Annotated in this window: 19 protein-coding genes; 12 read left to right on the top strand and 7 right to left on the bottom strand. The window is 31.5% G+C overall.

From position 1 onward, the window contains the following. The 7 genes from CVD18_RS06370 to CVD18_RS22510 form a co-directional block, all read left to right on the top strand. Positions 1-702: phage baseplate assembly protein V (locus CVD18_RS06370; protein ID WP_146052719.1), on the top strand; the 702-nt coding region annotated here is incomplete at its 5' end. 5 nt (positions 703-707) lie between these two features. Then, positions 708-1,568: a hypothetical protein gene (locus tag CVD18_RS06365; RefSeq protein WP_103864612.1), complete on the top strand. Its 861-nt coding sequence runs from the start codon at positions 708-710 to the stop codon at positions 1,566-1,568. 3 nt (positions 1,569-1,571) lie between these two features. After that, entirely contained in the window at positions 1,572-5,258 is a 3,687-nt protein-coding gene (locus CVD18_RS06360; RefSeq protein WP_103864611.1) for a PAAR-like protein, read from the top strand. Then, a complete protein-coding gene (locus CVD18_RS06355; RefSeq protein WP_103864610.1) occupies positions 5,242-6,225 on the top strand; it encodes a hypothetical protein in 984 nt (327 codons plus the stop codon). The genes CVD18_RS06360 and CVD18_RS06355 overlap by 17 nt, the downstream gene beginning before the upstream one ends. A 326-nt stretch (positions 6,226-6,551) precedes the next feature. Continuing rightward, positions 6,552-7,445, top strand: a complete 894-nt coding sequence (locus tag CVD18_RS06350; RefSeq protein ID WP_103864609.1) for an SH3 domain-containing protein — start codon at positions 6,552-6,554, stop codon at positions 7,443-7,445. A gap of 193 nt (positions 7,446-7,638) precedes the next feature. After that, complete coding sequence (locus CVD18_RS06345) at positions 7,639-7,968, top strand: hypothetical protein (RefSeq protein ID WP_103864608.1); 330 nt, start codon at positions 7,639-7,641, stop codon at positions 7,966-7,968. Between the two features lie 89 nt (positions 7,969-8,057). Beyond that, the gene (locus CVD18_RS22510; protein WP_158250402.1) at positions 8,058-8,222 is read left to right on the top strand and encodes a hypothetical protein; all 165 of its coding nucleotides are present in this window, start codon (positions 8,058-8,060) and stop codon (positions 8,220-8,222) included. 45 nt (positions 8,223-8,267) lie between these two features. On the opposite strand, the gene ggt is transcribed toward CVD18_RS22510, so the two are convergent. Together ggt and CVD18_RS06335 are read right to left on the bottom strand one after the other, a co-directional pair. Then, positions 8,268-9,980: a gamma-glutamyltransferase gene (ggt, locus tag CVD18_RS06340; protein ID WP_103864607.1), complete on the bottom strand. Its 1,713-nt coding sequence runs from the start codon at positions 9,978-9,980 to the stop codon at positions 8,268-8,270. Then, on the bottom strand, positions 9,977-10,561 hold the full coding sequence (locus CVD18_RS06335) for an ACP phosphodiesterase (protein ID WP_103864606.1): 585 nt from the start codon (positions 10,559-10,561) through the stop codon (positions 9,977-9,979). Before CVD18_RS06335 ends, ggt begins: the two co-directional genes overlap by 4 nt. Positions 10,562-10,704: 143 nt before the next feature. Between CVD18_RS06335 and CVD18_RS06330 the strand changes: the two genes are divergently transcribed. Together CVD18_RS06330 and glmM are read left to right on the top strand one after the other, a co-directional pair. Then, the gene (locus CVD18_RS06330; RefSeq protein WP_103864605.1) at positions 10,705-11,565 is read left to right on the top strand and encodes an SMP-30/gluconolactonase/LRE family protein; all 861 of its coding nucleotides are present in this window, start codon (positions 10,705-10,707) and stop codon (positions 11,563-11,565) included. Between the two features lie 155 nt (positions 11,566-11,720). After that, complete coding sequence (glmM, locus tag CVD18_RS06325) at positions 11,721-13,109, top strand: phosphoglucosamine mutase (protein WP_103864604.1); 1,389 nt, start codon at positions 11,721-11,723, stop codon at positions 13,107-13,109. 443 nt (positions 13,110-13,552) lie between these two features. On the opposite strand, the gene CVD18_RS06320 is transcribed toward glmM, so the two are convergent. From CVD18_RS06320 to CVD18_RS06305, 4 genes are all read right to left on the bottom strand, one after another. Next, the gene (locus tag CVD18_RS06320; protein WP_103864603.1) at positions 13,553-14,050 is read right to left on the bottom strand and encodes a hypothetical protein; all 498 of its coding nucleotides are present in this window, start codon (positions 14,048-14,050) and stop codon (positions 13,553-13,555) included. A gap of 65 nt (positions 14,051-14,115) precedes the next feature. Then, a complete protein-coding gene (locus CVD18_RS06315) occupies positions 14,116-15,015 on the bottom strand; it encodes a lysophospholipid acyltransferase family protein (RefSeq protein ID WP_103864602.1) in 900 nt (299 codons plus the stop codon). Positions 15,016-15,078: 63 nt separating this feature from the next. Then, positions 15,079-15,981, bottom strand: a complete 903-nt coding sequence (locus CVD18_RS06310) for a lysophospholipid acyltransferase family protein (RefSeq protein WP_103864601.1) — start codon at positions 15,979-15,981, stop codon at positions 15,079-15,081. A 111-nt stretch (positions 15,982-16,092) separates the two neighbouring features. Further along, the gene (locus CVD18_RS06305) at positions 16,093-16,992 is read right to left on the bottom strand and encodes a lysophospholipid acyltransferase family protein (RefSeq protein WP_103864600.1); all 900 of its coding nucleotides are present in this window, start codon (positions 16,990-16,992) and stop codon (positions 16,093-16,095) included. Positions 16,993-17,134: 142 nt separating this feature from the next. Here CVD18_RS06305 and CVD18_RS06300 point away from each other — a divergent pair, with 142 nt between their 5' ends. Beyond that, entirely contained in the window at positions 17,135-17,782 is a 648-nt protein-coding gene (locus tag CVD18_RS06300; RefSeq protein WP_369858587.1) for a rhomboid family intramembrane serine protease, read from the top strand. A gap of 73 nt (positions 17,783-17,855) precedes the next feature. On the opposite strand, the gene CVD18_RS06295 is transcribed toward CVD18_RS06300, so the two are convergent. Further along, positions 17,856-18,992 carry a TlpA disulfide reductase family protein gene (locus CVD18_RS06295; RefSeq protein ID WP_103864598.1) on the bottom strand — a complete coding sequence of 379 codons (1,137 nt, stop codon included), beginning with the start codon at positions 18,990-18,992 and terminating at the stop codon, positions 17,856-17,858. 360 nt (positions 18,993-19,352) lie between these two features. Here CVD18_RS06295 and CVD18_RS06290 point away from each other — a divergent pair, with 360 nt between their 5' ends. Together CVD18_RS06290 and CVD18_RS06285 are read left to right on the top strand one after the other, a co-directional pair. Beyond that, positions 19,353-21,710, top strand: coding sequence for a GAF domain-containing protein (locus CVD18_RS06290; protein ID WP_103864597.1), 2,358 nt, complete (start codon positions 19,353-19,355; stop codon positions 21,708-21,710). A 97-nt stretch (positions 21,711-21,807) separates the two neighbouring features. Continuing rightward, positions 21,808-22,815: a hypothetical protein gene (locus tag CVD18_RS06285; protein ID WP_103864596.1), complete on the top strand. Its 1,008-nt coding sequence runs from the start codon at positions 21,808-21,810 to the stop codon at positions 22,813-22,815. Positions 22,816-22,839: the final 24 nt, after the last annotated feature.

Genomic DNA, 22,839 nt, shown 5'->3' with positions numbered 1-22,839 from the left:
AAAAGTGAAACACAAACGGCTACTGTAGTAGAGAATTCCGACCCAGATGGATTAGGAAGAATTAGAGTACAATTTGCATGGCAGAAGCCACTAGGTGAGCGTACTCCTTGGTTACGTATGATGACTCCTCATGCAGGCGCAGACAAAGGATTTCATTTTATCCCAGAGATCAATGAAGAGGTAATGGTAGGATTTGAAGGCGGTAATGCAGAACGCCCCTTTGTATTAGGTGCTTTGTATAATGGTAGTCAAAATCCATCAGCATGGCAATCACAGAATAACAATATAAAAGCTATAAGAACCAGAAGTGATCATACTATAAAACTAGATGATACCAGTGGCGCAGAAATGATTACTATTACCGATAAGAACAATAATATCATACAGATTGATACAGCAGGAAAAAGCATTATGATCTCAGCCCCAGAGAATGTGAGTATTGTAGCCAAAAACATAGAACTCAATGCTAGCGAGAGTATAAGCATAGGAGCAAGTGATAGTGTGAATGTAAATGCAGGAGAAGATGTTTCTGTAACCGCCAAAAACATACACAATTTGGCAGATGAAGAAATGTCATTGCAATCAGAGGATATAGAAGCCAATGCCAAAAAAATACGAGTAGATAGTACCGAGGAGAATCTGGAACTAGCCAGTGCCAAGCAAGTAGATGTACAAAGTAATGATAAGGTAAAACTTTTTTAGGCATCATGGCATTATCTTTTTTACCAGAAGAAGAACAGGAGATAGCACTTACTCAAAAAAAATGGGAAGCTCCTGTAGGATATAATGTACAGATCAATACAACGATGTATCTGCCACAAAAAAGCACTACTAATATACGCTATAAAGCCACTGTAGTATGTGATAAGAATGAAGATACACAACAAGTTTTTTATACCATTGATCGCACCACTCCCGTTGTTAATAATAAACCACCCAAAGATGGTTTTGAAGAGCTTACCTATACAATAAGTAGTGTATTCAACACCATAAAATTACAAGTAGGAGTAACAGGAAAACCAATTGCCCTTATTAATTATAAAGCCTTGCAAAATAAGTGGAGTGCTATAAAAAATAAACTCCAAAAAGAATATACAGGAGCCTCTGTAACAAATTATATACTGGCAACCCATCAAAAAATAATGCGAGAAGATGTGTTGTTTCAAAATCTGCTAAACGATCCTTTTTTGATGGTCTTTTTTGGGGGATATTATACCAATATAGCAGAAAAACAAAAGCTAGTTACCTCACAAAATCACATTGCAGGAATTGATATCCAGTATGCTATAAAAGATACACCATCCCAAAAAGATGCATCACTAGTTGCGATCTCTAGATTAGGCACCGCACAGTTCTCTAATCAGGATTATAAAATGCTACAAAAATATTGTAAAAGAAAAGGCATTGCAATAGAAAATAGTACAAAAGCGCAGATGCATGCGATACTCAATGGTACAAGTATGATCCATCAACAAACAGGCGAGATACATACGATACAAAGCAATCAACAATTTACGGTAGCCACAAAACTTCTAAAAGAGGTACAACTACACATTAAAAAAAACTAGGATATGTTGAAGTTTTTAAAAAATATATTTTCAGAAACAGAAGAAACAGACCCTCCAAGCGATGGCTCTTCCTCTACATCTTCTGATACAACAAACAATGATCAGGCAGACACTTCAGAAACGGTAGAAAATACAGAAGAAAATAGCGACGAAGAAACTGAAGAAACCACAGAAGAATCTACTGCAAAAAAACTGGTTTGCCATGGCGCAAAATGCGGGTGTGACAAAAGTGAGTCCCCTACAGAGGTTGAGCTACAGGTATTATCACACTCCAAGTTTTATATCAATGATAATGCAGGCAGTCAAAAACTCATTGCTAGCAATATGGAGTTGCCATTACCTTTTAACAAACCTTTTTTTGGTAAATGTACCTTAAAACCAAGTTCATCGGGCAATCTGCCATGTCAACCTGTATTACAAGGCTGGGATGACCCCTATGAGGGGGTAGAATTAGGTAACGGTGGTAAAATCCTTACCGAAGACTCTACCGCTATGTGTATCATGGGAGGGCTGATAGATATAAAAGATCACGGGCAAGACCCCGCAGAAATAACAGAACAGCAAATAGCAGATGCAAATACTACTGCCGCCGCTATACAAAACCCAATGATTACAGAAACCGAGATAGAAATTATCTCGGGTGGCATTACCGATGATGACGAGGAAGATCAAACAGGAAGAGGTGTAAAAAAGATAAACACTGTAACAGGTAGAAAAGCATTTCTAAAAGATGAATGGATACACTGCAAAGTAACAAAATGGTATAATGGTGATGCCCCAAAAGATAAAGTAAATTGGATAATCTATGATCAGACAGCCACCCCAATACAAGAGCATGTAGATTTGGGCGAAGACTTTTCTGCCCGTATATCAAAAAACGGGAAATATATTATAGAAGCCTATGGTAGCAGTGCTGGGGGTAATAACCCTGCACGTATAGAGATAGAGATCAAAGACCAGTCATTGCAATCTGTCAAAAAAAGTACCGCAAACAGAATACGCTCTGGCGAGAGTGCTACCTTTAGCATTACTCCCAATTTAGGGAGTTTTGAGACACTAGAAACAGGAGTCACTTGGCAGGTGTTTAAGGAGCAAGTAGTGCAAGAAAATTTTGTAACAGCAACCTCATACCAGCAAACCCTTGTTTTTGAAGAAAAAGGAAAATATACCATCAGTGCCACTTGGGGTACACAAACCAAAAGCACCTCACTTACCATAGGAGGTAATTATGTAACTGCTATACAGGCAGATAAAACCTCTATGAAACTACATAATGATAAGGTGTCTTTTTCTATCCCCAATAGTGGGTTTATCATAACTCCTGCACTAGAAACAGAAAAAGAAGCTGTAAAATGGATCGTTTATGATCATGAATATAATGAGGTAGCCCAATACCAAGGGCATACAGGAGCTACCTTTGTACTAGACACCCCACCAAAAACAGGTATTTATTATGTAGAAGCCTATATGAATATTAGAGAGATAGGCAAAGTAAAATCTGGTAGAGCATCAAGAACTATAAAAAAGATAAAAGTTACAGAGCCTACGGTGGTCAAAGCAGAATGGAGGTATAAAAACGAAAAAAGAAAACCCCGCACAGGATTTGCCAATGAAACCTCCTATATCTATGCAGAGCTACAAAGTTATCACGGGGGTACAGTAGATATAGAAGTACATACCAAAAAAGCTCATATTACTACCATAACAAACTGTAAGGCTAATAATCACAGTAAGATTATGCAGGAGTTTAGAATGACAGATCGATATAAGACGGCAATAAAAAGTGGAGATCAGGAGTTATTCTTCAAAATAAAAGGAAAAGACGAACCTATCAAAAATGAGAACGAAGCCTTCTATCCACAAAAAGGACTCATGATTATCGATAAACCTATGGTGCGAGATGCCTATTTTATCTACAATGGTAAACGATTACGAGCCAAACCTGTAGCCTATGGCGTTACGGTGCAAGGAGTGGTAGAAACGGTAAATATGATAGGCGAATCGCTAGAGGTAGATATATACAGAACCCAAAAACTACTCTATATAGATGCCGCTACAGGAGACCCTAAAGTTTTTTCTAAGGATCTTACTGTAGATGCAGAGGGTAGAATTACTTTTGATTTTACAGTAGAATCCCGATGGTGGCGAGACCTACACATGCTGGGTAAGTATTTTTATATAGGGGTAGAAAAAGCAGATTGGGCAGCTTTTAGAAAAGAACAAATCTATAAAGGCTCTATACTAGCGTATAAAAAAGGAGATCGACTCGAAAATGGTGTGAGCCCTGTGGTGGTACAAAGAGCAAATGTCGATTTAACAAATTCATGTGAAGGGAAACATTGTATTAAGCTAGGTGCAGAAAATAAACTTATAGAAGAAATTAATATAAGATTATGTGGTTTTGGAGGAAATGTGCCTTCCAAGCGTTTTACTATAAGAACCAAAGACATGATCAAACAATTTCAAAAAGATTATATGAAGATTACTCCTACTGGCAAAATATGTGGGGATACTCTAAAGTCTATTGATAAATTTGAAAAAAAATATACTATTGAATTTGATCAAATCAAATGTAATTGTGGTACTTGTGATGGTTTTGGAAAAGGATTGTACCCAGAGCAAAAACAAGATAGTTCTATAAAAGAGGCATATCGTAAATATGAATACCCAGGTATCCACAGAAGCTTAATATGGTCTCTACGAGCAGCCATGTTTTATATGCATGACCATGAAGAAGGAAAAGCTTTAGGGTATTCATTAAACAAGATAAGTTCAGGATATCGTTGCCATGAAAATAATAAGCAAAATAATAGGAATACAACAAACCATATGGGTAAAGCTCTAGATTTGCATTTTAACAAAAATGGAATCAGAACTAGAAATGTTTCTGATATGGAAAAAATAAGGAAAGAAATATTTAATAAATATTTAGGAGCTAAATGGGATTGGAAAGCAGGGCAAAATAATATTTTTAATTTAGAATCTACGAAAATAGGTGCAACTTCTTGGATTCATTATGATGTAAGAGAATTTGATCAAGTATATCTAAAAGACATTTTTTTTGTAAAAAAAATAACTGATACTAATAAAATAATAGCAATTGCTAAGGAGGAAAACTTCAGTAATACATGTGATTGTTTCCCAAAAAATAAAGACATTGATAAACAAGATGCAATTAACAATAGAGTTGACCCTGAAACGTTAAAAACAAGTGAGCAAGGAATAAAATTCATAAAAGACTGGGAAACCTTTAAAGCACATGCTTATAATGATGCAGAAGGTTATTGTACTATCGGGTATGGTCACTTAATTACGTATGATAAATGTGAAAACATTATACTTTCAGGTGAATTTAAAGATGGGATTAGTGAAGAAAAAGCATCGGAATTATTCAATGAAAGATTAACAGAGTTTGAAAATGCTATTCATAGAGATATAAATGTTAATCTATATCAATATGAATTTGATGCTCTTGTTAGTTTATTATTTAATGCTGGGGCTAATTTCCTAAATGTTGGAGGAATAAATAATGGTGAGACAAAAATTAAAACATATATAAACGATGAGAATTATTCTAAGGGAGCAGATGAATTTTCAGATGTAACCAACAATGGCCTTTCTGGTTTAGTTTCTAGAAGAAAAGCAGAAATAAATATGTTTAAAAATAATATATATGATTCAACACACTAAGTTTAATTTAATAGCATTACTTACTCTTTTAATATTCATAAATTGCAAACAGAATAAAGATAACATATCGGGATTACCTTCGTTGAATAAAAAGTCAGCTAAGACTAATAGTTATCCCCAGTCAGATTTATGGAGATATTACCAAGTATATCCTATTGGTAATCAAAAAAATGAGAAGATTAAGGATGTTGAGAATAAATTTAAAAACCTATCTTTTTATATAGAAAAAGACATGATTTTTATTTCTGATATTGGAGAGGAAACTATCTATAGAGGTAAGATAAAAACTAAAAAGTTTTTAAAATATCCATATATGGTAGATTATTACAAAAGTTTATTAAAAAAAGAATTTAATACTAATCTTAATGATACTGTAACTTACATACGAAATAAAAACACTCATAAACCTAGTTCAATTTTAAAAAATATTTTTAATGAGGCTTTTATTACGAAACAATATTTGTTTTTTGAATATAATGGAGTTGTCATTTGTTTATTAAATAAATCAAGAAGTACTCCTTTAAAGTATAGTTCATCCAAAAATCAAGAAAACAAAATACTATATCGTTCAAAAATAAATATTAATAATATAGATTATAGAATATATGAGAAGGATTTATTATTAGGAGCAGAAGATTGGTTATGTGATCAAAAACAACTAAGATATATAGAGTTACCACATAAAGGTAACCTTAAAATAATATTAGTCCCACAAGATTGTGGAGATTTTCCATATCGTTTTTTTCTTTTAACGATTAGAGAAAATAAAATATTATCAAATTTGTATGTTGAAGGTGAATGGTATGAACCAGGAGATGAAGAAGCTTATAAAGAACTTACATCATTTGAAATAAAAACAGACTATACCATTATTACAACGACTACTAGTTATGAGAACGGAGAAATAGTAAATAAAAGTATTAAAGAATATCATATTTCTGATTCTGGTAAAATCAAAGAGCAGTAGTTTTTTTGTTAACTACTTGCATACGCAAGGCAAGGAAACAATAAGAGAGTTTTATAAAGAGGGATGGTGGTATGTTTCTTTCAAAGGAAAGAACGGGTGGATACACAATAGTAGAGTTAAATTGATTAATGACTAAAGTTTTGAATTTAAAAGGCAACCTCTTCTTCTTTATCCTTTTTATTGTTTTAGGGTGTAAAAAACATCTAGCTGGTACGTCTAACTTATAGAACAAAAATATTTTTGAGTTGTATTCATTTAACGACAAGTCGTGCTAATTGTATCGTGTTAATATAGAGTTGATTGGAGGATAAAAAAATAACTTAAATATGAGAAAATATTGTTTTATTATATTAATTACTTTGATTAGCTGTCAAAAACAGGTGCAACAGAAAAAAAATGATAATAGGGTGGTTTTGGATGCTAAAACTGAGCAATCTCAGAAAAAAGAAACAATTGAAAAGGAAACTTTTGAATTTCCAAAATATCGTATTTCAAAAGGAATTATTAACGATAAAGATGGGTATGTAAACATAAGAAAAGGGAAAGGAACTAATTTTTCTGTTATTGGTAAAATAATGGATGGAGAGGAATTTCAATTTGCATTTCCAATGGGGGAAAAATCAAAATGGCGATTAGTTAAAACTTCTTATGGATTAGTTGGCTACGTTCATTCTAGTCGTATTTATAGTTATAGAAAAAATCATTGCAATAATACTATTATTCTAGTGGATCAAAATTGGGATGTCAATTATAATTTTTCTCATGGAACTAGAAAAATAGATTCTATACCCTCAAATTTAAACGAAGTTGATTTACGAATAGATGAGTCTAAACAAGTAAATATAAATAATCTAACTTCTTGTATATTCAAATCTGCGTTCGGTAATGAAAAGCTAAAACAAAAAAAAGAATATAATCAAAAAGTATATAAAGTTGAAGGTTTAGATATAACTCTTATTATTACAAATACCGAGGATTATTTTGCTGAGAATTTTTGTACCGTAGTGTCTATTATTGAAAAAGGAAATATGCAGCATTATATTTATTATAGTGAGTTAGAAACGATTACTATTTATGCCTTAAAAAAGATTAAAAATACATATAACTTGTTTGGAAATTTACAAGGTAGTCCAGGGAATTTATATGGAGGGAACTTTACAGTAAACTTAGATCAACATAAGCGAATTATTAAATATGAATATTATGAGTTTAATGGTTAGTTTTCTCATAGTTAACGATTTTAAAAAATGACATTCTTGGATATATACAATATAGTAGTAGAGTAAAATAATCGAGGGTTTCTTATAATGCGAGTTATCGTAAAAGGTTATACCTGTACCCATAAAATGCGATTTTTACTACAATTATCTTTTTAGAGTAGTGATTTTTTCGAAATTTAAATATTCAGACAATATGAATCCTAGTTTAATTGAAAATGCTGTACACACTGTTTTAACCCCAGAGTTTAGATGCAAAATAAATTCTAATCCTCATCGGGTAGATAGCTTAACTACGTTTATGAGATTTACCCCCCAAAAACTAAAAAAAACGATAAAAGGAGGTAAAGACCTTTGTCTGGTGTCAATTGGAGAAACCATATCAGTTTTTAATAAAACTACAACATCAGTATTGATTACAGATCAAAATGATAAGATTGTTTGTAATCAAAGTTTTAAAATAAAAAGATTTAAGAAGTTCCAAGAAAAACAGAAGGTTAATTTTACTCCTGATTTTATTTTTTAGTAGAAAAAGGAAAAAGAAGAGCTTATCATTCAATTATTTCTATTAACTACCAGCAATATGCTACTGGATATATAGAAACAGAAAAAGGTATGCCATTATTGGCGGTAGCTGATTCTAGTAATATTATGCATATATGCAAAGGGTTACTAAAACACTTTAATTTTGATACTGATAATAAAAGGAACTTAAAAATAGAGACTACTATCCATGAAGTAGATTTTGACAATGGTATCTGGAATATTTACTACCATTAGAAAGTGGTATTCTGCAAAAAAACATTTTGAATACAGTACATACTATCAAAACCCTACAGCAGTATCATCGCCTCTATGATCAGCACCCCCTTCTAGAGTACCATCAGGTAGCGCAAGAATACCATCAACTTTTCCAATAATTTTAGAATCCTTTTCATTGATTTGATACCCCTTTTGCTGTAAACTATCTATAAGTTTTGTAGAAAAAGCATTGGGTTCTAGTACTATTACATCGGGTAACCATTGATGATGAAAACGTGGTGCATTTACTGCATCTTGCATAGTCATATCAAATTCTTTTACATTGAGTATCGTCTGTAAAACAGATGTAATAATTGTAGAACCTCCTGGAGTACCAACAGACATCCAGAATTTACCATCTTTTTCTACAATTGTAGGAGTCATAGAACTCAGCATTCTTTTTTGAGGAACAATAGCATTGGCTTTAGATCCTGTTAACCCAAACATATTAGGAGTACCAGGTTTTGCGCTAAAATCATCCATTTCATTATTCAAAAAGAAACCTAACTCAGGAACATAAAGTTTTGAGCCATAACCACCATTAAGGGTTGTGGTTACAGAAATAGCATTACCAAATTGATCAACAATAGAATAATGTGTAGTTTCATCACTTTCATACCCTGGGATACTCCCATGATTGATATCAGAAGATGAGGTAGCCCTATCAAAGCTAAAACTTTGCATACGATCAGAAAGATACGCATCACTGATAAGCGTATCTATAGGGATCTTTACAAAATCAGGATCACCAAGATAAAAACTACGATCGGCATAAGCCCTTCGTTCTGCTTCAGTAATAACCTGAATAGTTTTGAGGGTGTTATGCCCATATTTATGGAGATCATATGGTGTTATCATTTTCATGATTTGAGCAAGGCAGATACCTCCACTAGAAGGAGGAGACATAGAAATGATAGAAAGGTCTTTGTAATCAAAACGTATAGGTTGTCGCCATTTTGCCTCGTATTTAGACAAATCTTCTAAAGTGATAATACCTCCCTTAGCTTGTATACGAGCGACTAGTTTTTTTGCTGTTTCTCCAGTATAAAATTCAGATTTACCATTTTTTATGAGTCGCTGAATAGTATTGGCAAGTTGTATATTTTTTAAAGTATCACCTTCTTTATAACCTTTAGCAAAAAGAATAGTGTCTTGATTTACCTCTAGGATTAGTTTTTTATGTTTTTCAAAGCGTTGTTGCTGTTGTTTGGTGACAACAAAACCTCGATTCGCTAATGCTACAACAGGCAAAAGAATTTCTTCTATAGGGAGTGTTCCAAATTTTTTGTGTACTGCAAAAATTCCAGCGATTGTTCCAGGTACGCCAATAGCCAGAGCTCCTTGTTGGCTTTTTTTTGGGATAGGGTTTCCATCCTCGTCTAGATACATATCTCTTGATGCAGTCAAGGGGGCTTTCTCTCTATAATCCAAAGCACCAATAGTGCCATTTGCACTACGATATACCATAAAACCACCACCGCCTAGATTTCCAGCATAAGGATATGCAACTGCAAGAGCCATTTCTGTTGCGATCATAGCATCAAAAGCATTACCGCCTTTTTTCATGATATCGCTACCTATTTTTGAAGCCTCTTCTCTGGCAGAAACTACCATAGCTTTTTGAGAAATTAGACCAATAACAGCTTCTTTTTGTATGGGTATACTTGTTTTTTTACAAGAGAAAAGTAAAGCGAGAAAAGAAAAAGAGAGAAGGTATAGGGTAAAGTTTATCTTCATAATAACCGTATTTCATTTTTGGTATAGAGTTCTAGTTCCTCAAAAAAAGAGCGAAATTCGTTCTCAAAATCAGTATAATATTGTTCCAACTCGATAATAGCAAAGTTCATCCCAGATTTATTTTTAGTTCTTTTATTCATTCTGTATAATACAGAACCAATTCCTTGAACAGTAGCATAGCTTAACAACCAATTTTCTTCAACCATATATGGTAGAAAACGCTGGATAGGTTTTGGTAAAAGTTCATAGTTTTTATGAAGTAAATCATAAAAATTAGCAACATATTCGTCTAAAGGAATATTGGAATATTCACTCCAATTAGCAGCCAAAAAGTGATCGTAAAGAATATCTACAATTACAGTACTATAATGTCTGTATTTAGGAAATAAACGAGACACACTTTTTTTTACAATAGAATGTGTATCCGTATAGAAATCAATTTTGCGATGTAGTAGTATACCTTGTTGCATACGAGTAGGGTACTCCAAATACTTTTTTCCTTTTACAGAATCAGCTATAAAATTACCTATTTTGAGTTGAGAATCTTCACCAGAAAGATATATGTGTGCTAAAAAATTCATTGGGTTAAAATACAATTTTATAAACCAATATCGACTAAATACTGTTGTTTATATGGTAAATAGAAGTACTTGTAAAAAAAGAAAATATATTAACTAAAAAAAATTATTTTAGTAAACTCACTCTTAAGTTTAAATAATAAATAATGAAGTATACTAGAAGTTTTTATTTTTTGATGTTGATCATTGTATGCATCTCTTGTAATAAAGAAATTAATAGTACAGATTTTACAAAGCCTAATACGTTTACCGCAGGAATAGAAGGACCTGCTACAGATAATAAAGGGAATATATATGCTGTAAACTATCAAAAAGAAGGAACTATAGGCAAAGTGACACCAGAAGGAGTAGTATCGATGTTTGTAGAACTCCCCAATGGTAGTATTGGAAACGGAATCAGATTTGGAAAAGAACAAATAATGTATGTTGCCGATTATACGAATCATAATGTCCTTGAAGTAAATTTGAGTACTAAAAAGGTTGAGATATATGCGCATCAACCAAAAGCAAATCAGCCTAATGATATTGCTATTTCTCCATCGGGTATAATTTATGCTAGTGATCCTAACTGGAAAAAAGGAACAGGAAATATCTGGAAAGTAACCAAAGAAAAAGGGTTTGAAATTTTAGAAAGTGATATGGGAACTACTAACGGAATAGAAGTGAGTCCTGATGGTAAAAAGTTATATGTAAATGAGTCTGTACAACGTAAAATATGGGAATATGATATTCTTGAAGATGGTACAGTAGCAAATAAAAAAGAACTATACTCTTTTGATGATTTTGGTCTTGATGGAATGCGTTGTGATAGTAATGGTAATCTGTATGTATGTAGATATGATAAAGGAACGGTAGTTATATTATCTCCAGCAGGGACATTGTTGAAAGAAATTAAGCTTCAAGGTAAGAAGCCTACCAATATTACTTTTAGTAATGATTTTACAACATTTTATATTACTGTAGCAGATAGAGGTTGTATAGAAAAGGTGCAAAATGAATTGTACTAGCTTGTAGATAATTACAGATACATACTTTTTGAGCATTATTCTTTGTAAGAAGAAACAATTTATATAGTTGTTTATAAAATTCTAACCTACTAAACTATTCCTGTTTATTATAATCTTGTACATTTGTTTGAAATAGAAAAAATCAATCAACACAAATGACATTAATCAAATCAATTTCAGGAATTAGGGGAACTATTGGAGGAACAGTGGGAGAGAATCTTACCCCAATAGATGCAGTAAAGTTTGCTTCTGCTTATGGAAGCTGGTTAAAAAACGAAACCAAAGTAGAGCATCCTATAGTAGTAGTAGGACGTGATGCTCGAATTTCTGGCTCAATGATTCAGCAATTAGTAATGAATAGTTTGGTAGGATTAGGAATTCATGTAATAGACGTAGGGCTTTCTACAACACCAACAGTAGAAATAGCAGTACCATTAGAAAAAGCTGATGGAGGTATAATTTTGACTGCTAGTCATAACCCAAAACAATGGAATGCACTAAAACTACTAAATAATAAAGGAGAGTTTTTGAATGCGGCACACGGTGAAAAAATTCTTGAGATAACAGAAAATGATTCCTATATTTTTGCAGAAGTTGATGATTTAGGAAGTATTAAGGTAAATGACACCTATATAGATAAACACATAGAAGAGGTGTTAAAGTTACCTTTGGTGGATGCCGAGTTAGTAAAAAAATCTGGGTTCAAGGTTGTGGTAGATGGTGTTAATTCTACAGGAGGAATTGCAATCCCTGGATTGCTTAAAAAAATGGGAGTTGAGGTCGTAGAGTTGTACTGTGAACCAAATGGGCATTTCCCTCATAATCCAGAACCACTAAAAGAACATCTTACTGAGTTGTCAAAATTGGTGGTTAAAGAAAAAGCACATTTTGGAATAGTAGTAGACCCCGATGTAGATCGTTTGGCATTTATGAGTGAAGATGGAGAAATGTTTGGAGAAGAATATACGCTAGTTGCTTGTGCTGATTTTGTGTTAGGAAAAACACCTGGAAGTACTGTCTCTAATCTATCATCTAGTAGAGCTCTTAGAGATGTAACCCAAAAACATAACGGAACATATGAAGCCAGTGCAGTAGGAGAGGTAAATGTAGTTGAGTTGATGAAAGCTAATAAGGCTATTATAGGAGGAGAAGGTAACGGAGGGATTATTTATCCTGAATCACACTACGGAAGAGATTCATTGGTTGGAGTAGCGTTGTTTTTGACCCACTTGGCTGAGAAAAACTGTAGCGTGAGTGAGTTACGTAATAGTTATCCTTCTTACTTTATGAGTAAAAATAAAATTCAATTAACCCCTGAGTTGAATGTAGATAGTATTTTAAAAGGTTTTCATAAAAAACACGCTTCAGAAGAAGTTTCTACTGTAGATGGAGTAAAAGTTGATTTTGAAGATTGCTGGACACATTTACGTAAAAGTAATACAGAACCAATTATTCGTATTTATACAGAAGCTTTGAGTCAGGAAAAAGCAGATAAATTAGCAGAGGACACTATTGTTACATTAAAAGAGATTGCTGGGATTTAGCTTTTAAACAGAAGTAACAGGTATAAGGAAGTAAATTCAGATTGAAAATACATTTTATATCAAAGAATGTTGTTTAAAATAATATAAATATCGGAATTCCATAAAGATGCCGTGTACAACACACAAAATGATTGCAATAAGAGAATTGGCTACAATAGTTAGTGGAGTTAACCGAGGTCTCTTTTTAATATTATAGTATAAAGTAAGAGGAGCAATCACAACAAATACAAGTAGTATCTGGGTTTTGAATGTATAGGTATATACATATATAATCTGGATTATGAGCTAATAAAGAGGTCGTGTTAAAGAATAGTAATTATAAAAAAGGGTAATTCTCATCTTATTTATGTTTTTAAATACAGAATTATTTGTTGCATGATATAGTAAAGAAGAGAGAGACAAAAACCTCTCTTCTTTACGTTTGTTTTATAAAACGGTGGAATCTAATAACATCGCTTATCAGCCATATGTTTACCATTAACACTATACTCAAGAGTATAGATAGGAAATTTATTTTTCCAATTTTTTATGGTAAAAAATGGTTGATCATTAGTTATTAAGCCTATATAATCGCAAAAGGCGTGATACTTGTCTTCTGTCTGGCAACATTGTTCTATTGAAGTAATAAAATTTAATCTAATATTTGGGTATTCGCTATTGAAATATTTTTTTATAATTTTTTCATTGCCAGCTGTATAACTTCTAATTTCTAAAAAGAGATGTTCACAATGATTACCCGCTCCAGAAGAATTTCCAAAAAAATCAGTATAATATAATTGTTCTGTTTTTATAGGATGCGCTATATTTTCAAAATAAGAAAGCTGTTTGCTATGATTAGTGTCATTTTTGAACTTATGAACAAACGGTTTTGCAAATAGCAACCAAAAAATGGCTAGAAAAATACAAACTATAAAAAATAAAGAAATTACTTTTTTAGACATTTTATTAATTTATTAGTTCTTTTAACCAAAAGAACATTTATACCAACTTGATGATTAATTTGGCATTAGTCTACAATAGCACCTTCAGGTATTTGAGCATTTCTATGTTTCCAACGTTTGTGAGTCCATAGATAATATTGAGGCTCTTGGCGTATTTGTTTTTCGAGTAATTCTAAATATTTTTTTATGATGTAATATTTTTCTTCTTTTTTGCTATTTTCTGAGATAGGGATAAATTTTACCTCATAGTGTCCTCTTTTTACTTTTTCGACATGAAGGTATAATACAATAACATCAAGGCGTTGTGCCAAAAACTCCCCTCCTAAAAAAATAGGCACTTTTACCCCCATAAAATCAGTCCAATATTTTGCATTACCTATTTTTGGGGATTGATCAGAGATCATACCGTATCCACAAACGGTACCTTCTTGTTTATCTTTGATAATTTGTCTAGCGACCTTGTGACTAGGTATAAGCCTAGAATTAAACCGACCTCTGATACGATGTGCTAATCGATCAAAGTATTTGTTCTCTATTTGTTTGTATATCCCAACACATGGATTTAAGGATACTAGATCAACTGCATTAGACCATTCAAAACTGCCATAATGCCCCATGAGTGTGATGATACTTTTATTCTTTTTTTCGAATTCATGAAATTCATCAAGATTTACGACTTTATAGCGCTTTATTAATTCTTCTCTAGAAATAGAAAGTGATTTTGTCATTTCTAAAAACATATCACACATATGCTTATAAAATGATTTACTGATATGGTTAATTTCTTTTTTAGATTTTTCTGGAAAAACTAAAGTTAGATTTTCTATTACAGTTTTTCTTCTATATCTGATAACATAATATACCAAAGCATAAATACAGTTAGAGAACAGATAAAATAATCGCCATGGTAGTTTAGAGATTACCAAAATTATAGGGTAAACTAAGCAGTATATAATTAATTGCATGAATATAGATAGTTAAAAACTCACAAAGATAAGTTTATTTAGCAATAATAAACACATGTAGCTTTAAACTACTGTAGCCCCTTCTGGAATGGTGGCATTGCGATGTTTCCATCGTTTATGTGACCATAAATAGTATTGAGGATTCTTGTAAATTTGACTCTCAAGAGCTTTTAAATAACTTTGAACAATAGAATAATCAGCGCAATTTTTAGAATCTTCTGTTAGAGTAACCAATGAAGCTTCATAATATCCTCTTTTTACTTTTTCAACTTTTAAATAATAAACATTCAAACCTAGTCGTTTTGATAATACTTCTCCCCCCAAAAAAACAGGTACTTTGATCCCCATAAAATCAGCCCAAAAAGTAGCATTATAAATTTTTGGAGATTGATCAGATATGAGTGCATACATATGTAAATTATCTTTTGATAGATTTTCTTCGGTAATTGTTTTCATAGCTTCTTTACTGGTTACTAATCGTGAACCAAAGCGAGCTCGAATGCGATGAACTAATCGATCAAAATATTTGTTTCCTACTTGCTTGTATACAGCTACGGCCTGAAAATCAGTTTGAATATCTACTACATTTGACCATTCATAACTGGCATAATGAGCCATAAAAACCATAATATTCTCTCCTTTGGCTTCTAATTCATATACCTTATCCATATTAGTAACTTTGAAACGTTCTTTCATTTCTTTGTCAGAAATAGAAATAGATTTAATCATTTCAAGAAACATATCACACATATGTAGGTAAAATCCTTTTCTTATTTCGTTAATTTCTTGAGGAGTTTTGTCTGTAAAAACTAATTGAAGATTTTGTGTTACCGTTTTTCTACGATAGCGTATGATATAGTATAGGATAAAAAAAATACAACTAGAAAAAGCATAAAAAATCTTCCAAGGTAGTTTAGATATTACCCATAAAATGGGATATACTAAGAAGTAGGTTATAAATTGCATAGAATGGGGGTTGGTTTGCTAAAGTATAGGTGCTTTGGCAATATACCCCAACCAATTATTATTAAAGCATAAAAAGTAAAAAATGTTTTATAGATAGAGATGTATCCTCTTTTATTCTACAATAGCTCCTTTAGGTATTTTTGCGTCCATATGTTTCCATCGTTTGTGAGTCCAGAGGTAAAATTCAGGATTTTCTTTAATTTGATTCTCTAGTAGCGTAAGATATGTTTTTGTTATATAATGTTCTTCACAGTTTTTTGGGGCATCACTTATCTTTATAAATTTTGCCTGATAATAACCACGTCTTATTTTTTCAACATGTAGATACATCACTGGTAGGTCTAGTCTTTTGGCTAATACCTCACCACCAGTAATAACAGGAATTTTGATTCCCATAAAATCAGTCCAATACAAAGAGTTTTTTAGTTTAGGAGATTGGTCAGATAATAAACCATAAGCACATAATTTGCCATGTACTTTATCTCGAGTTATTTCTTTGATTACCCTTTGATGTCTGATTAACCGGGTGCTAAATCTTCCACGAATTCGATGTGCCAGTTGATCAAAATATTTATTCTTAATTTTTTTATAGATACCAACAATAGGGAAATCCATAACAAATTGCGCTGCAATAGCCCATTCATAACTAGCATAATGACCCATTAATACAATAATACTTTTATTGAGGGATTGTACCTCTTTGAAAGTATGTGGATCAATTATTGTAAATCTTTTGGTCATTTCTTCTCTAGAAATAGAAAGTGATTTTATCATCTCCATAAACATATCACACATATGTTTGTAGAATTTTTTACGAATAGTGTGAATCTCTGAGATAGATTTCTCAGGAAAAGTAAGCATTAAGTTTTTTGTAACCACCTTTTTTCTATATCCAATGATATAATATCCAATGATATAAATTGTACTAGATAAGAAATAGAGTAGTTTCCAAGGAAATTTAGAAACAATACAAAATATAGGGTACACCAAGTGATATACGAGTAATTGCATCAAAATAAAATTAAGGGGGCAAATATAAAATTATTAGTTCTTTTTTTTCATAAACTTTTGCTAATAGCAAGAGGAGGTTGTCAGGTTGTGTTTTTATAGGGTGAAATATGTAGTATATTTGAAGAAAAAATATAGGTATATGATGGGATTTGATATAGTTTTGATTGTAATTATTGGAGCTAATGTATTGATGTCATTGAAGGGATTTAATGACTTTTCATTTTTTGAAAAATTCAAATTTAATATCGGAGGAATACGCAGAGGAGAGCAAGTAAGAATGTTGACATCAGGGTTTTTACATGCAGATACGTCGCATTTATTTTTTAATATGCTTACGCTTTATTTTTTTGCACCTGTTGTTATTGGTTTTCTGGGAAATGTCAAGTTTTTGATCGTATATATTGGGAGTTTAATTGTTGGTAATTTATTCTCTCTATTTTTTCATAAAGATGAGTATCATTATAGCGCGGTAGGAGCTAGTGGTGCAGTTTCTGGGGTGATATATTCAGGTATATTATTTCAACCAGATATGAGTCTTTATTTGATGTTTATTCCAATTCCTATACCAGCATACATATTTGGAATAGGGTATTTGTTATTTTCTATTTTTGGAATGAAAAAGAGATTGGGTAATATTGGACATGATGCCCATTTTGGTGGAGCAGTAGGAGGCTATGTAATTACTTTGATTCTGGCTCCTTGGGTGTTTCAAGAAAACCTGTTGATGACAGGATTATTAGCTATTCCTATTCTTATTCTTTTTGTTCTACAACGATTAGGAAAGTTGTAAAGTAAAGAAAGATTACTATTGATATAAAAAAAGGTAGCTATTAAAGCGACCTTTTTTTATATCAAAATCAAGATTATAAAGATTTTTCCTCTAATAATTCTGATATTTTATTTTCTAATGCAGGACCTCTTAAGTTTTTAGCAATAATATTTCCTTTTTCATCAAGGATAAAAGTTGCAGGAATAGATCTTACTCCATATGCTTTTGCAATAGGTTCTTGCCAGAATTGTAAATTAGAAACATGATACCAGTCTAATTTATCATCTACAATAGCTTTGGTCCAGGCCTGTTGTTTTTTATCCAATGATACTCCTATGATATTAAGCCCTTTATCATGATATTTTTTGTATAATTTTACCACATTAGGGTTTTCCATTCTACAAGGTCTACACCAGGAAGCCCAAAAATCTATGATAGTAATTTTACCCATAGATTCTTTAAGAGAAAGTAGCTTACCATCAGGAGTAGGAGCAGAAAAATCTTGAGCTTCATAACCAATATCTGTTTTCTTTTGCATTGAAGCAGTCATCGTATTATTGATAATCAGGTTCAGATTTTTTCCTAACCTAGATGATTTAATAGTATCATTGATAGTGGTAAATTTTTGCCTTGCTTCTTCTGCAGATAAGGCTTTAAGTTTTAACAGGTCTGTTATTGCCATAACAGAAACCAGAGAGTTAACATTTTTATTTACCAGATCTTTTCTGAACTGTTTTTCTTGCTCAATTAATTCTTGTTTTTGGGCGGCAATTGTTGAAGTCTTTTCAGTTTCTCCTAATTTTGAAGCAATATGTAATTGTGTATCTAACTCGGTTTTTTCTTTATTATATTTTTTGAGCGCATTCAGATAGGTAAAAAATAGTTGATTTTCTGCCCCTCCTTTAATAATAGAAGAACGCATACTATCTTTAAAGATTGTCATCTCAATAGGGTTGTTTTCTGCCAAAAATAACACGTTTCCTTGTAAGTTTTTGAAAGTAAGGTAATTGAAGTCGTTGCTTTCTGGAGCAGGAAGTGTAATCTGAAATTTTCCTTCTTGTATAACCGTAGAGTCAATGATTATTGGTCTGTTTGATTGACTAATAGCATTGACATATACAGCGGTTCCGTTTTCAAAACCTGATGCATCAGCAGTAATAGTATATCCTTTTTGATCTTTTTGACAAGCTACAAGCAAGAGAGTTGTAACAAGCAATGCAATTCTTTTCATAGTATTTGGATTTATTAGACGTAAAAATAAAAAATACAAGATAAATACTATAATAATTAACGTTGTATAAAGGAAGAATTATTAACGTGTATCTTGTTGGTTTTTATGTTTATAGTGAAATAGTGAAGTTTTTTTGTAACAAACACATGGTTTTTTAGTCTAATCAAGTATTTAATAAATATGAATGTTTAGTTAAGATTGCGAGTAAAAAACAATTTTAACTTACTTTTGCACCCCATTTTTTCTATTAGTATTTATTAAAAGTAGTTTTTTGATAGAGATTTTATTAACTTAGTTAATAAAATCTAGGGATAGAATTTGGTTTGTGTTATTTTTATATACTACCATAAATAATAAGGTATGAGGGTTTTAGGGCAAGATTTTCCAATGGACATATGGATTAGCTTTTCTAAGTTTATTGAACAATATAGGGAATTGCTGAAAAGCGATAATGAACTTCTTAGAAACAGAGCTTCGCAGATTTTAAAAATCATAGAAGAATATCCAGAATTGGAAGAAGGAATAAGAGAAGAAAAGAGAGTGCAGGAATTAATACCACAGATTCACTTGGTGTTAGAGGATTCTTTTGCTCAAATATTACAGAATAATGAAATTAAGATTGCTACGATCCCGTTTCATAATAACGTACTCAAATCATCTCAGCGTTATAAAAATATTATAGAGGCTGCAGGAGAAGGTTTTGAACCTCAAATCAAAAATATGAATGAGGATCATTATTATATTATGGGGTGCAGTATTATTTTAGGTAGTTACTACAATTATAACATTGATTTTAAGAGGCCTTTTTTCTATGATATTCCTGATGCTATGGGAATAATGAGGCATTATAGAATTATGTATAACGGAGATTTTATTGATGTTATCAAAACCGATAAAGCCAAAGATATTACAAAAGAAGATGTAGCAGAATTATTGGATAATTTTGATAATATTGATATTTGGAAAGAGAAATTTCCACCTCATAGTTGGATCTTTAAAGGAGTTGTCCTTGCAAATATGTTTGATGTTACTGCAGATGTATCACTATCTGATTTTAAGACAAGTCTGATAAAATATGATAAAACACAAGGTGATTTTGTTGGAAGTTTTCAGCAAATTTTTAGAGCCATATTTAATTTGTATGAGATAAAAGTTGGTTTCTCAAATTATAATCATGAAACTGGGACATTAGAAAGAGTTCCTTTTAAAAATATAGATAGCTATATTCTACATGATAGATATTCTGAATGTTGTAATACAGCATTGTGTAAAGGAACCTACCATTATCTTTTTGAAGAATCTACCTACTTTGCAATTTCTGATGTAAAAAAGCATCAAAAGCTTGGAGTGTATGAGCAGATGTATAAAAATCTGATTGCACAAAATATAAATAGCGCAATACTGGCTCCTATAAAAAGTGACGGTAAGTTATTAGGGATTCTAGAAATAGTCTCGCCAAATATTCATGAATTAAATAGTATAAATGCCAATAAGTTACAAGATGTAATGCCTTATTTGGTAGATTCTGTGTTGCGTTCTAAAACCAAAACCGAAAATGAATTAGAACTGATAATTCAACAAGAATGCACATCAATACATCCAAGTGTACACTGGAAATTTAAACAAGAAGCCAGACGTTTTATGCGTGCTATGGTAGATGAAAACCCAGTTTCATTTAGAGAAATTGTTTTTGAAAATGTATACCCATTATATGGGCAGATTGATATAAAAGGTTCTTCTGATGCACGTAATCATGCCGTGCAAAAAGATTTAGTACTACAACTTAAAGGGATTTATAAGATTATTGATAAATTGATGGAATCAGATTCATTACCAATTTATGAGCAACTCAAATACAGAACGAGTCGCTATATTGATTCTATCACAGAACAGTTACAAGTAGATAGTGAACAAAAGATTCTAGATTTTATAAAAAAAGAAATAACCCCTTTATTTAAGCATCTTCAACAAAAAAATGTTGAATTAGATTCACTCATCAATGAATATAATGAAACACTAGATACCGTTATACAAACAGTATATAAGCATCGTAAGGCATATGATGAATCTGTTATGCTAATCAATAAAAAGATGGCAGCTTTATTAGACCAAAAGCAAGATGAAGCACAAGGTATGTATCCACATTATTTTGAGCGTTTTAAGTCTGATGGAGTAGAACATAATATGTATATAGGTGAATCTATAACAAAGCAAGATAGTTTTAATAAAGTGTATTTGTATAACCTAAGGTTGTGGCAATTGCAAGTAATGTGTGAGATGGAAAATGCCTACTACCAGATGAAGAAAGAGTTGCCAGTAGCACTAGATGTAGCATCTATGGTATTGGTATTTAGTTCTTCATTATCTGTAAGGTTTAGAATGGATGAAAAAAGATTTGATGTAGACGGAACTTATAATGCAAGATATGAAGTTGTAAAAAAGAGAGTAGACAAATCAAAAATAAAAGGTACTGATAGACGTATTACCGAAAAAGGAAAATTGGTTATTGTATACTCACAACGATCTGATGAAACAGAATATATCAAATACATTAATTTCTTACAATCTAAAAAGTTCTTAGAAGAAGAAATTGAAATAGTAGAGCTAGATGATCTTCAGGGAGTAACAGGATTAAAAGCATTACGAGTAAATATTCTATATCATACAAATGAAAAAGAATACTATACTTATGAAGATTTGATGAAAGAGTTAAATTGAGTAGTTGTTTAAAATCATAAATAAAATAGACATATTTTGCTTACCAATAATAACATTCTTGTTGTATTCAATAATAAAATAAGTTTCATTTATTGATATGAAGAAATTTGTGATTTTTAGTATACTGATATTAGGGACTTCTATCTATTCTCAAACATATAATTCATTGTATTTACTTAAGAATGAAATTCTTCAGTTAGATAAAACTGAAAATGTTTATAAAATAGCTCCCTTAGAAATTTATGTAGAATTCAATAAAAGCAAACCTTACTTGTCTGAGAAGTATGAAGTTAAAATTGATGCAGACAAGCGGTATATTATAACGAATGATAAATCAGTTTACGCTTTTTCAGAAACAGGTAGATTAATATATTCTAGAATAGGGAACAAAAAAAGTATACCTACAAAATCTGGAAAAGATTCTATTGTAATAAAAAAGAACAGTTATTCAAAAGAGTCTACTGTAAGAACATATTTCTATAAAAAGAATAAACTATCAGAAGTAGATGAATACTGTGAGTTCAATGATTCAACCTTCTATCAAACCCGTTATACATATTCATATCCTGATAAAAATACCAAAATAGAAAAAAAAACGATTGAAACAAAAACTGATAATTTGTCAAGTTTAAACCACCGCTTTTTACTCCCAGAATGGGAGGTTTTTACTAAGTTTTCTAAAAATGATTCTTATAAATCGATAAGGAAACAGAATGGTGTAAATGATGGTTGGTTTCAAGAAAAAGAATATGATAGAAAAGGAAACCTTATCTGGGAGAATGGATCTTTATATGATGCCATAGGTTATAAATATGATAGCAATAATCGTTTAATAGAAAAAACAGTTAATAAAACAGATGAAATATATAAGTATGGATATGATAAGAGAGGAAATCGAACTAGTTTAATTATAGAGTATAACAAATATAAAAATATACCTAAAAGTAAAATAGTAATTTTTGTAGACTATAAATATAATACCGTTTCTGGTGAATGGATTGAGGGGCATTTTGATATGGATTTTATTAAGATACAAGAAGAAAAAGAAAGTATTGAAGATGAAATCAAATTTCATTTTTATAGAGATACAATTACTCATAAGTAGATACTCTATTTGTGTAATAATGAT

The organism is Aquimarina sp. I32.4 (assembly GCF_002924285.1).
In the GTDB taxonomy this organism is placed as follows: domain Bacteria; phylum Bacteroidota; class Bacteroidia; order Flavobacteriales; family Flavobacteriaceae; genus Aquimarina.
This window is presented reverse-complemented; position numbering and strand designations above follow the sequence as displayed.

What these genes read in the sequence shown, in the direction of transcription:
- glmM (WP_103864604.1), top strand. Translation starts at nt 11,721, where the DNA reads ATGACATTAATCAAATCAATTTCAGGAATTAGGGGAACTATTGGAGGA.
- CVD18_RS06290 (WP_103864597.1), top strand. Translation starts at nt 19,353, where the DNA reads ATGAGGGTTTTAGGGCAAGATTTTCCAATGGACATATGGATTAGCTTT.
- CVD18_RS06285 (WP_103864596.1), top strand. Translation starts at nt 21,808, where the DNA reads ATGAAGAAATTTGTGATTTTTAGTATACTGATATTAGGGACTTCTATC.
- CVD18_RS06365 (WP_103864612.1), top strand. Translation starts at nt 708, where the DNA reads ATGGCATTATCTTTTTTACCAGAAGAAGAACAGGAGATAGCACTTACT.
- CVD18_RS06330 (WP_103864605.1), top strand. Translation starts at nt 10,705, where the DNA reads ATGAAGTATACTAGAAGTTTTTATTTTTTGATGTTGATCATTGTATGC.
- CVD18_RS06345 (WP_103864608.1), top strand. Translation starts at nt 7,639, where the DNA reads ATGAATCCTAGTTTAATTGAAAATGCTGTACACACTGTTTTAACCCCA.
- CVD18_RS06295 (WP_103864598.1), bottom strand. Translation starts at nt 18,992, where the DNA reads ATGAAAAGAATTGCATTGCTTGTTACAACTCTCTTGCTTGTAGCTTGT.
- CVD18_RS06335 (WP_103864606.1), bottom strand. Translation starts at nt 10,561, where the DNA reads ATGAATTTTTTAGCACACATATATCTTTCTGGTGAAGATTCTCAACTC.
- ggt (WP_103864607.1), bottom strand. Translation starts at nt 9,980, where the DNA reads ATGAAGATAAACTTTACCCTATACCTTCTCTCTTTTTCTTTTCTCGCT.
- CVD18_RS06350 (WP_103864609.1), top strand. Translation starts at nt 6,552, where the DNA reads ATGAGAAAATATTGTTTTATTATATTAATTACTTTGATTAGCTGTCAA.
- CVD18_RS22510 (WP_158250402.1), top strand. Translation starts at nt 8,058, where the DNA reads ATGCCATTATTGGCGGTAGCTGATTCTAGTAATATTATGCATATATGC.
- CVD18_RS06305 (WP_103864600.1), bottom strand. Translation starts at nt 16,992, where the DNA reads ATGCAATTACTCGTATATCACTTGGTGTACCCTATATTTTGTATTGTT.
- CVD18_RS06310 (WP_103864601.1), bottom strand. Translation starts at nt 15,981, where the DNA reads ATGCAATTTATAACCTACTTCTTAGTATATCCCATTTTATGGGTAATA.
- CVD18_RS06300 (WP_369858587.1), top strand. Translation starts at nt 17,135, where the DNA reads ATGGGATTTGATATAGTTTTGATTGTAATTATTGGAGCTAATGTATTG.
- CVD18_RS06320 (WP_103864603.1), bottom strand. Translation starts at nt 14,050, where the DNA reads ATGTCTAAAAAAGTAATTTCTTTATTTTTTATAGTTTGTATTTTTCTA.
- CVD18_RS06360 (WP_103864611.1), top strand. Translation starts at nt 1,572, where the DNA reads ATGTTGAAGTTTTTAAAAAATATATTTTCAGAAACAGAAGAAACAGAC.
- CVD18_RS06355 (WP_103864610.1), top strand. Translation starts at nt 5,242, where the DNA reads ATGATTCAACACACTAAGTTTAATTTAATAGCATTACTTACTCTTTTA.
- CVD18_RS06315 (WP_103864602.1), bottom strand. Translation starts at nt 15,015, where the DNA reads ATGCAATTAATTATATACTGCTTAGTTTACCCTATAATTTTGGTAATC.